The sequence below is a fragment of the Synechococcus sp. H55.8 genome (genome assembly GCF_047462375.1).
Lineage (GTDB): Bacteria > Cyanobacteriota > Cyanobacteriia > Thermostichales > Thermostichaceae > Thermostichus.
The window spans coordinates 1-1,048 of sequence record NZ_JANSJC010000057.1 but is presented as its reverse complement, the minus strand read 5'-3'; the positions used below and the strand labels follow the sequence as shown (position 1 = coordinate 1,048).

At 60.2% G+C, this 1,048-nt stretch carries 1 protein-coding gene; it reads left to right on the top strand.

Features of this window, described 5'->3' with window-relative positions; genetic code table 11:
- A partial coding sequence (gene psbD, locus NW862_RS12740; RefSeq protein ID WP_414352358.1) for a photosystem II D2 protein (photosystem q(a) protein) occupies window positions 1-1,047 on the top strand: 1,047 nt, incomplete at its 5' end.
- Window position 1,048 lies beyond the last annotated feature (1 nt).

Genomic DNA, 1,048 nt, shown 5'->3' with positions numbered 1-1,048 from the left:
GTAGGGCGCGTACGCCAGGAGCGAGGATGGTTCGACATCGTCGATGACTGGCTCAAGCGCGACAGATTCGTGTTTATCGGCTGGTCGGGGCTGCTGCTGTTCCCCTGCGCCTACTTGGCCTTGGGCGGCTGGCTGACCGGCACCACCTTTGTAACTTCTTGGTACACCCACGGCCTGGCCAGCTCCTACCTGGAAGGGTGCAACTTTTTGACCGTGGCCGTGTCCACCCCCGCCGACAGCATGGGCCACAGCCTGCTGCTGCTGTGGGGCCCGGAAGCCCAAGGGGACTTTACCCGCTGGTGCCAGATTGGCGGGCTGTGGACGTTTGTGGCGCTGCACGGGGCGCTGGGCTTGATTGGCTTTATGCTGCGGCAATTTGAGATTGCCCGCCTGGTGGGGGTGCGGCCCTACAACGCCATTGCCTTCAGCGCGCCGATTGCGGTGTTTGTGAGCGTGTTTTTGATTTACCCGCTGGGGCAGAGCAGTTGGTTTTTTGCCCCCAGCTTTGGGGTGGCGGGGATTTTCCGCTTTTTGCTGTTTTTCCAGGGGTTCCACAACTGGACGCTGAACCCCTTCCACATGATGGGGGTGGCCGGCGTGTTGGGTGGAGCGCTGCTGTGTGCCATCCATGGGGCGACGGTGGAGAACACGTTGTTTCAGGATGGGGAAGCGGCGAGCACGTTTCGGGCGTTTGAGCCGACGCAGTCGGAAGAGACGTACTCGATGGTGACGGCGAACCGGTACTGGAGCCAGATTTTTGGGATAGCGTTTTCCAACAAGCGGTGGCTGCACTTTTTCATGTTGTTTGTGCCGGTGACGGGATTGTGGATGTCGAGCATTGGAGTGGTGGGGTTGGCGCTGAACCTGCGGGCGTATGACTTTATCAGTCAGGAGACGCGGGCGGCAGAAGATCCTGAGTTTGAGACGTTCTACACGAAGAACATTTTGCTCAACGAGGGGATTCGGGCCTGGATGGCGCCGCAGGACCAGCCGCACGAGCGCTTTGAGTTCCCCGAAGAAGTCCTACCCCGCGGCAACGCGCTCTAAA